This is a genomic window from Pseudomonas sp. HMSC065H01 (genome assembly GCF_001815235.1).
Lineage (GTDB): Bacteria > Pseudomonadota > Gammaproteobacteria > Pseudomonadales > Pseudomonadaceae > Pseudomonas > Pseudomonas aeruginosa.
On sequence record NZ_KV819923.1, the window covers coordinates 52,336 to 60,526 of the forward strand.

The following is an 8,191-nucleotide window of genomic DNA, read 5'->3' on the forward strand; positions in this document are numbered from 1 at the left end:
GAGCCTTTTTCCCCACCTCGCGTGACAGAGGAGGAAAGCCAACCTCGAAAGATCCACTGGAGTGTCCCTCATGTCCCCGTCACGCGCCCTGTCGCCGCTCAGCCGCGCCCTGCTCCTCGCCTGCCTCGGCGGTCCCGTCCTGGTTTCCGCCGGCAGCGGCTGCGCCGCCGAGATCCGCACCGATGCCCGCCAGTACTACCGGCTGCCCGCCGAGCCGCTGGAGCAGGCGCTGAACCACCTAGGCCGCCAGGCCGGCGTGCTGATCGCCTTCAGCCCGGAACAGACCGCCGCGCGGCGCAGCCAGGCGCTGGACGGCGAGTACACCCTGGAGGAAGCCCTGGCCGCCCTGCTCGCCGGCTCCGGCCTGGAGGCGCGCGCCCGCGGCGACGGCGCCTACACCCTGGAGGCGCTGCCGGTGGAAGACCCGGCCAACCTGCAGGCGCTCACCGTGGTCGGCGACTGGCTGGCCGACGCCAGCGCCGCCGACGTCTTCGAGCATCCCGGTGCGCGCGACGTGGTCCGCCGCGAGCAGTTCCAGGCCCAAGGCGCGGCCAGCACCCGCGAAGTGCTGGAGCGCATTCCCGGGGTCAGCGCGCCGCTCAACAACGGCACCGGCAGCCACGACCTGGCATTGAACTTCGGCATTCGCGGCCTCAACCCGCGCCTGGCGTCGCGCTCGACGGTGCTGATGGATGGCATCCCGGTGCCCTTCGCCCCCTACGGCCAGCCACAGTTGTCGCTGGCGCCGGTGTCCATCGGCAACATGGACGCGGTGGACGTGGTCCGCGGCGGCGGCGCGGTGCGCTACGGGCCGCAGAACGTCGGCGGCATCGTCAACTTCGTGACCCGTGCGATCCCCGAGGACTTCGCCACCAAGCTCGACGTGCACAGCGAACTCAGCCCCAGCTCCAGCCAGGACGGCCTGAAGACCACCCACAACGTGCTGATCGGCGGCACCAGCGCCAACGGCCTCGGCGGCGCCCTGCTCTACTCCGGCACCCGCGGCGGCGATTGGCGCGAGCACAGCGATACGCGGATCGACGACCTGATTCTCAAGGGCCGCTTCCAGCCCAGCGACGAACACGCGTTTTCGGCGATGACCCAGTACTACGATGGCGAGGCCGACATGCCCGGCGGCCTCGGCACCGCGGCCTACCGCGACGACCCGTACCAGTCGACCCGTCCCTACGACAAGTTCTGGGGCCGCCGTACCCTGGCCAGCGCCAGCTACGAATACACCCCCAACGCCAGCCAGAAGCTCAACGTCACCGGCTTCTTCACCAAGACCCTGCGCAGCGGCTACCTCGACCAGGGCCGCAACCTCACCCTGTCGCCGCGCGAATACTGGGTGCGAGGCCTGGAAACCCGCTTCAGCCAGGGCTTCGAGCTGGGCGAAAGTCGCCACGAAGTGGGCATCGGCCACCGCTACGTCAACGAAGCCAGCCACGAGCTGCGCTACTGGACCCGCGCCGACAGCGGCCAGCTACCCAGCACCGGCAGCCGCAACGACCGCGACACCCGCGGCAGCACCGAAGCCAACGCGTTCTACATCGACGATCGCATCGACATCGGCAACTGGACCATCACCCCCGGCATCCGCTACGAGAAGATCGATTCCGAACAGAAGAACCTGCTGAAGAACAGCAAGGACAGCGGCCGCTACAACGCCTCGCTGCCGGCGCTCAACGTGACCTACCACCTCACGCCGAGCTGGAACCTCTACGCCAACACCGAGGGCTCGTTCGGCACCGTGCAGTACAGCCAGATGGGCAAGGCGGTGCGCAGCGGCGACATCGAGCCGGAGAAGGCCCGCACCTGGGAACTCGGCAGCCGCTACGACGACGGCATCCTGCGCGCCGAACTGGGCGCCTTCCTGATCAACTTCGACAACCAGTACGAGAGCAACCAGCAGACCGACAGCGTGACCGCCCGCGGCAAGACCCGGCACAAGGGCATCGAGGCGGCGATCGCCTACGACCTGGCCGATCTCGACCCGCTGCTCTCCGGCTTCGACGTCTATGCCAGCTACGCCTACGTCGACGCGAGCATTCGCGAAGACGGGCCGAACAAGGGCAACCAGGTGCCGTTCTCCTCGAAGCACAAGGGCACCCTTGGCGCCAACTACCGCACCGGCGCCTGGAGCTACAACCTCGACGGCAGCTTCCAGACCAGCCAGTACGCCGACAACGCCAACACCGAGAGCGAAAGCGCCGACGGCAGCACCGGGCGGATCGCCGGCTGGATGGTCTGGAGCGCGCGCGGCACCTACGACTTCGGCCCGCAACTGAACGACCTCAAGCTCGGCCTGGGGGTGAAGAACCTGTTCGATCGCCGCTACTACACCCGCTCGTTCGACGACAACAACAAGGGCCTCTACGTCGGCCAGCCGCGCACCCTGTACGTACAGGCCTCGGTCGGTTTCTGAAGAAAGACCGCGGGAGCGCATGGCGCAACGGCGGACGATCGCCAGCGATCATCCGCCCTCCCCGCCGCCGGGCCTGGTTACCCTCAGGCCCGGCGTCACTTCCAGTTCGGATCGCTCTCCAACTGTTTCATCAGCAGCTCGCGGACCTGCCTGGAGGGTTCGCCGTACCAGCGATAGGTGGCGTACTTGCTCGGCGTCTGCATGACTTCGGCGGGCTCGTCCGGCAGGCTCACCTGCAGCCCGTAGGCGGCACTCTTGTCGCCGCGGAACGCCACCAGCAGGCGGTTGTTGCCGCAATCGTGGGGTTTGCAACTGTTGGCCAGGACGTAGGGCTGGCCCTCCAGGCTCAGGCTGGTGGACGGGGAACTCGGGCCGCTGGCGTCGGAAACCCATTTCGGCACGTCGCTCTCGCCCTTGAACATGGCATGCCAGGTGGCCTTGTAGCCGGGCTGGCCGAGCAGTTCGAACAGCCGCGGCTGCTCCTCGGCCTGCGCCGGCGCCCAGTGCAGCGCCGCGCCCAGCAAGGCCAGGGAGAGCAGTCTGGATACTCCGTTCATGGTGATTTCCTTCGATCGGGTGAAATGAAAGCAGTCTATCCGGCGGTGGCCGCCGCTGGCTGCTTGGAACGGCACGACTGCGACAAGTTCGCTGTCCACCGGCAATTCCATCGATCGCCGGATGACAGGCATCCCGACGCGCCGCGTTTTACCGCTATAATCCCGCGTTTTTCCGGGCCGTCCCGCGCCCACGCCAACGGATTCCAGCAGGCACGCATCCATGACCACTCAGGCCGCCGAAGTCGCGAAGCGCCGTACCTTCGCGATCATTTCCCACCCCGACGCCGGTAAGACCACCATCACCGAGAAGCTCCTGCTGATGGGCAAGGCGATCGCCGTCGCCGGTACCGTGAAGTCGCGCAAGTCCGACCGCCACGCCACGTCCGACTGGATGGAGATGGAAAAGCAGCGCGGCATCTCCATCACCACCTCGGTGATGCAGTTCCCCTACCGCGAGCACATGATCAACCTGCTCGACACCCCCGGCCACGAAGACTTCTCCGAAGACACCTACCGCACCCTGACCGCGGTGGACTCGGCGCTGATGGTGCTCGACGGCGGCAAGGGCGTCGAACCGCGGACCATCGCCCTGATGGAAGTCTGCCGGCTGCGTGACACGCCCATCGTCAGCTTCATCAACAAGCTCGACCGCGACATCCGCGACCCCATCGAACTGCTCGACGAGATCGAGGCGGTGCTGAAGATCAAGGCCGCGCCGATCACCTGGCCGATCGGCTGCTACAAGGACTTCAAGGGCGTCTACCACCTGGCCGACGACAGGATCATCGTCTACGTCCCGGGCCACGGCCACGAGCGCATCGAGACCAAGGTCATCGAAAAGCTCGACTCCGACGAAGCCCGTGCCCACCTCGGCGATCTCTACGACAATTTCGTCGAAGAGCTGGAGCTGGTGCAGGGCGCCTGCCACGAATTCGACAAGGACGCCTTCCTCAAGGGCGAGATGACCCCGGTGTTCTTCGGCACCGCGCTGGGCAACTTCGGCGTCGACCAGGTCCTCGACTGCATCGTCGACTGGGCGCCGCAGCCGCTGTCGCGCGCCACCCACGAACGCAGCGTGGAGCCGACCGAGGAGAAGTTCTCCGGCTTCGTGTTCAAGATCCAGGCGAACATGGATCCCAAGCACCGCGACCGCATCGCCTTCATGCGCATCTGCTCGGGCAAGTACGAGAAAGGCATGAAGATGCGCCACGTGCGCCTGGGCAAGGACGTGAAGATCGCCGACGCGCTGACCTTCTTCTCCTCCGAGCGCGAGCAACTGGAAGAGGCCTATGCCGGCGACATCATCGGCCTGCACAACCACGGCACCATCCAGATCGGCGACACCTTCAGCGAAGGCGAGAACTTCGGTTTCACCGGCATCCCGCACTTCGCCCCGGAACTGTTCCGCCGCGTGCGCCTGAAAGACCCGCTGAAGTCCAAGCAGTTGCGCCAGGGCCTGCAGGAACTGGCCGAGGAAGGTGCGACCCAGGTGTTCTTCCCCGAGCGCAACAACGACATCATCCTCGGTGCGGTGGGCGTGCTGCAGTTCGACGTGGTCGCCAGCCGCCTGAAGGAGGAATACAAGGTCGAGTGCGCCTACGAGGCGATCAACGTCTGGTCGGCACGCTGGATCGAGTGCGACGACGAGAAGAAGCTCAAGGAGTTCAAGGACAAGGCCTTCGAGAACCTCTCCGTGGACGGCGGCGGGCACCTCACCTACCTGGCGCCGACCCGCGTCAACCTCAGCCTGATGGAAGAACGCTGGCCGGACATCCGTTTCCGCGCGACGCGCGAGCATCACTGATCGCACGGGAGGAGCCAGGGACAGCCTCCCTGGCTCCTCCCGCGGCGGTCTCGGCGCAGGGCGGATAACCCTATCGCTGCTATCCGTCGCTCCAGCGCGATATCGGCGGACAACCCCTGCGCAGGCAAAGCGAACGCGACGCTGCGCGAAACGCCTCCTTCCCTCCTCCCAGGCTCCCCCTCCCCGTCGCGCCATCGCTCCGTACGCCTGCGCCTTTCACAGGCGGGTGACGAGACTTCCAGGTAGGAAATCCCTTCAAGCGCAACCAGGCAAGGACGCGGTTGCCCAAGCCGTTTCCGAAGGTGCCTCCTGAGCAGTTCAGATAGGTTGTCCGACCCCGAGTGGCACGGCAGAGTGCCAGGGTTTATCTCATAGGGACTTGAGCATGAGCGGCAAACCCGCTGCGCGCCTGGGCGATCCGACCGCGTGTCCGCTACCGGGCCACGGCAGCAACCCGATCGTCGGCGGCTCGCCCGACGTCTTCTTCGACCATCTGTCCGCTGCCCGCCAGGGCGACGCCACCGCCTGCGGCGCCACCCTCAGCGCCAACGTCATCGCCAACGTACTGATCAACGGCAAGCCCGCCACCGTGGTAGGTAGCGTCGGCACCCACGGCAACCTGGTGGTCGGCGGGGCGGGCACGGTGCTGATCGGCAACAGCGGCGGCGGCGCACCCGCTCTCGCCCTCGCCCCACCGAAGCTGTGCCTGCAATGCCTGCTGCTGGCGGCACGCCGCAACCAGGCCCTGGTGCCCCTGGAAAGCCTCGGCGGCGCACCGTGAGCCGGCTCCAGCCGGCGCTCGCGGCGCCTACGCCGGACAGCCGCCTGTTCGCCCTGGCGGACGGCGCCCGCTACCTGACCCTGGACACCCGCCTGGAAAAGGCCGCGGGGGAAATCCGCTCGCGCTGGCTGCTGGCCGGGAGCGAGCTGGACGAAATCGCCCATGCCGGGCCGGTCCTGATCGAATTCATGGACAGCGCCCCGCTTTCGTCATCGGGCGAGTTCCTCGGCTGGCTGCGCGACTGGGACCGCCGCTCGCCCATGGCCTCCTGGCTGTGGAGCCGGGCGTCCTTCGAAAACCTCGCGAAACACTTCGCCGGGCTGCTCTTCACCCGCATGCCCGACGGCCGCCGGGCGCTGTTGCGCTACTACAGCCCGGAAGTGCGCCGGGCGCTGGAACAGGTCATGACCGCGCGGCAATGGACGCAAGTGATGGCGCCGCTGGAGCGTTGGCAGGTCTGGCAGCCCCTGCAGGGCGGCTATCTCGTCTATGACCGGGAAACGGAGCGGACCGCCGATGCTTGAACTGGATGCCGGCCAACTGGATCGCCTGCAGCGGGTCCGCGACGACGAAGTCATCGAGCGGGTCCTGCTGGAGGTACGCCGGGAGGCTCCCGCCTGGCTCGAACGACGCGGCCTGCTGCCCGCCATCCGGCAACTCGGCGAGCTGCGCGCGACGGCGCTGGAACTGGGTATCGAAGAGCCCGGGACGATCGAACGCTTTCTTCTGCACGGCCTGGCCTTCCCCGCTTTCCAGGACACGCCGGCGTTTCTCGCACACATGCGCCGGCCGCTGGCGGACAGCCCGGAACAACGCTTCCAGGACTACGAACGGATCGTCGAGTTTCGCCTGGCCAGCCAGAAATGGCGCGCGTACGAAACCTCGGGGAGACCGGCATGAGCGGCATAGGCGCGCTTTTCCGACCGCTGCCCCGCATGGGTCCGCGGCTGCCCTTCGAACTACCCGCGCCGCCCCGGCCGCACTTGCCGATGCCGGCGCCGCGCCCGCTGCCGCGACCGGCCCCCGGCGCGCTGCCCAGGCCGGTACCGCGTCCGATGCCGGTGCCGCAGACCCTGCCCAGGACCGAGACCGGCACGCTGAGCCGCGACCGGACCCGGGAAGCCGAGCGCGATTGCAGCAAGAGCCAGGGCCGCGACAAGGACTGCGTGGAGTGCCCGCCGTCCCGGGGCGAAATGGCCATCGCCAATAACGGCAAGGGCCACAGCATGTCGGACCTGTCCGCGCGCTACCAGCAGTGGGTGACCAATTTCCCGTTTCCCCACGAATGGTTCTGGAGCGGCACCTGGTGGGACGGCTTCGACGAGCCGCGCTGCACCCTGCTGGAGGCGAAGGCCAACTACGCCTTCCTGTTCGTCCCGCTGCTCGGCGTGCCCAGGCCCTGGGCGCGGGCCAAGGTGAAGTCGGACCTGCTGCAGAAGGCCGAGGTCCACAGCGACAAGGCCCGACCGACCCCGCCGGTGTTCGTCGAATGGCACTTCCTGCAGCGGATCGTCTACGAGTACTGCGCCGCGGAGTACCTGCGCATGGGACTGGCCAACCTGAAGGCATTCTGGAATCCGATGCCGGGAACGGACGAGCACGACGACTACCAGGAAACCCGCGCGAAGGAACAGGAAGAGATGAAAAGGTTTTGCGAAGAGAACCCGGGGTATTGCGCATGACGGACGCCAAGGCTTTCAGGCGCTACATATTCGAGCTGTACTTCGATCCGGCACGGCTCCTCGCACTGGACGACGACCAGCACCTGCAACGGATAGAGCGCTTCCTCGATGCCCTCGCGCCCCTCCATCCGGTGCTGGAGAACTGGTACCTGTGCGGCGACTCCCTGCGCGATGCCCTCAGCCACAACGTCACCGAGCACCGCCAGGATCTCGCCAAGGCCCTGTCGCGTGACCGACGCACCCGGGCGGTGGAACTGGTGCTATGGAACGGCGAGGAGGATCCGCTCAAGGGCGGGTTGTCGCTGGACTACGAGGCCAGCGGCAGGGCCGTCTCGTCCAGGCTCCAGTTGGAAGATGCCGGCAGCCTGCTGCAAGTGTTCGACGCACCGGCTTCCTCCTTCGTCGCGATCTTCCTCGCGGCGCTGGAAATCTGGCCCGAAACGACCTGGGGCATGCTCGCTCCGCATGCGTACTTCGTACACCAGCGGACCTTCCCGGACCGCCGCAGCATCGGCTGGATCGGCTTCTGCCCGCATCCGCTAAGGGCCACGGACTTCCCGGCGGCTACGGAGCTGGTCGACATTCCCGGCCGTGGCACCCTGCTGCTGAACGGCCGCGAACCGATGGACGAAACCCGTCGCGAACATTTCGAGCGCGTCGGCGAAGCGGACATCAAGCTGATGGAACTGGGCTACCTGCCGCCGCTGCGCGGCTGACGACGTACGAACCTGGTGGGGCCTCCGTTCCGTGGGGCGAATACGCCACCAGCGTTATCCGCCGGCATCCCGCCGCAACGGCGGATAACCGCAGGCGGTTATTCGCCCTACCAGGCCCACGTGCCATGCAGAAGGCCACCCTGGAGGGGGCTCCGTTCCGTGGGGCGAATACGCCACCGGCGTTATCCGCCGGTATCCCGCCGCAACGGCGGATAACCGCAAGCGG

8 protein-coding genes are annotated in these 8,191 nt (G+C 67.2%); 7 read left to right on the top strand and 1 reads right to left on the bottom strand.

What is annotated here, in order from left to right; genetic code table 11:
- The first annotated feature begins 70 nt into the window (after positions 1-70).
- Positions 71-2,425, top strand: coding sequence for a TonB-dependent Fe(3+) dicitrate receptor FecA (gene fecA / locus HMPREF3014_RS26320; protein WP_019681217.1), 2,355 nt, complete (start codon positions 71-73; stop codon positions 2,423-2,425).
- Positions 2,426-2,520: 95 nt separating this feature from the next.
- Here fecA and ivy read toward each other — a convergent pair whose 3' ends face one another.
- Positions 2,521-2,982, bottom strand: a complete 462-nt coding sequence (gene ivy / locus HMPREF3014_RS26325) for a lysozyme inhibitor Ivy (RefSeq protein WP_003093002.1) — start codon at positions 2,980-2,982, stop codon at positions 2,521-2,523.
- A 220-nt stretch (positions 2,983-3,202) separates the two neighbouring features.
- On the opposite strand from ivy, the gene HMPREF3014_RS26330 reads away from it, so the two are divergent.
- The 6 genes from HMPREF3014_RS26330 to tsiT all read left to right on the top strand — a co-directional run bounded on the left by HMPREF3014_RS26330 (position 3,203) and on the right by tsiT (position 7,965).
- Entirely contained in the window at positions 3,203-4,786 is a 1,584-nt protein-coding gene (locus HMPREF3014_RS26330) for a peptide chain release factor 3 (protein ID WP_003093004.1), read from the top strand.
- A 385-nt stretch (positions 4,787-5,171) separates the two neighbouring features.
- On the top strand, positions 5,172-5,567 hold the full coding sequence (locus HMPREF3014_RS26335; RefSeq protein WP_003104235.1) for a PAAR domain-containing protein: 396 nt from the start codon (positions 5,172-5,174) through the stop codon (positions 5,565-5,567).
- Positions 5,564-6,091, top strand: a complete 528-nt coding sequence (locus HMPREF3014_RS26340; protein WP_003104236.1) for a DUF4123 domain-containing protein — start codon at positions 5,564-5,566, stop codon at positions 6,089-6,091. The genes HMPREF3014_RS26335 and HMPREF3014_RS26340 overlap by 4 nt, the downstream gene beginning before the upstream one ends.
- Positions 6,084-6,467, top strand: coding sequence for a hypothetical protein (locus HMPREF3014_RS26345; RefSeq protein WP_003104238.1), 384 nt, complete (start codon positions 6,084-6,086; stop codon positions 6,465-6,467). The genes HMPREF3014_RS26340 and HMPREF3014_RS26345 overlap by 8 nt, the downstream gene beginning before the upstream one ends.
- Positions 6,464-7,249 carry a type VI secretion system effector protein TseT gene (gene tseT / locus HMPREF3014_RS34035; RefSeq protein ID WP_003104240.1) on the top strand — a complete coding sequence of 262 codons (786 nt, stop codon included), beginning with the start codon at positions 6,464-6,466 and terminating at the stop codon, positions 7,247-7,249. Before HMPREF3014_RS26345 ends, tseT begins: the two co-directional genes overlap by 4 nt.
- Positions 7,246-7,965 carry a type VI secretion system immunity protein TsiT gene (gene tsiT, locus HMPREF3014_RS26355; RefSeq protein ID WP_003104242.1) on the top strand — a complete coding sequence of 240 codons (720 nt, stop codon included), beginning with the start codon at positions 7,246-7,248 and terminating at the stop codon, positions 7,963-7,965. The genes tseT and tsiT overlap by 4 nt, the downstream gene beginning before the upstream one ends.
- The last annotated feature ends 226 nt before the right edge of the window (positions 7,966-8,191 follow it).

What these genes read in the sequence shown, in the direction of transcription:
- ivy (WP_003093002.1), bottom strand. Translation starts at nt 2,982, where the DNA reads ATGAACGGAGTATCCAGACTGCTCTCCCTGGCCTTGCTGGGCGCGGCG.
- tsiT (WP_003104242.1), top strand. Translation starts at nt 7,246, where the DNA reads ATGACGGACGCCAAGGCTTTCAGGCGCTACATATTCGAGCTGTACTTC.
- fecA (WP_019681217.1), top strand. Translation starts at nt 71, where the DNA reads ATGTCCCCGTCACGCGCCCTGTCGCCGCTCAGCCGCGCCCTGCTCCTC.
- tseT (WP_003104240.1), top strand. Translation starts at nt 6,464, where the DNA reads ATGAGCGGCATAGGCGCGCTTTTCCGACCGCTGCCCCGCATGGGTCCG.
- HMPREF3014_RS26330 (WP_003093004.1), top strand. Translation starts at nt 3,203, where the DNA reads ATGACCACTCAGGCCGCCGAAGTCGCGAAGCGCCGTACCTTCGCGATC.
- HMPREF3014_RS26335 (WP_003104235.1), top strand. Translation starts at nt 5,172, where the DNA reads ATGAGCGGCAAACCCGCTGCGCGCCTGGGCGATCCGACCGCGTGTCCG.
- HMPREF3014_RS26345 (WP_003104238.1), top strand. Translation starts at nt 6,084, where the DNA reads ATGCTTGAACTGGATGCCGGCCAACTGGATCGCCTGCAGCGGGTCCGC.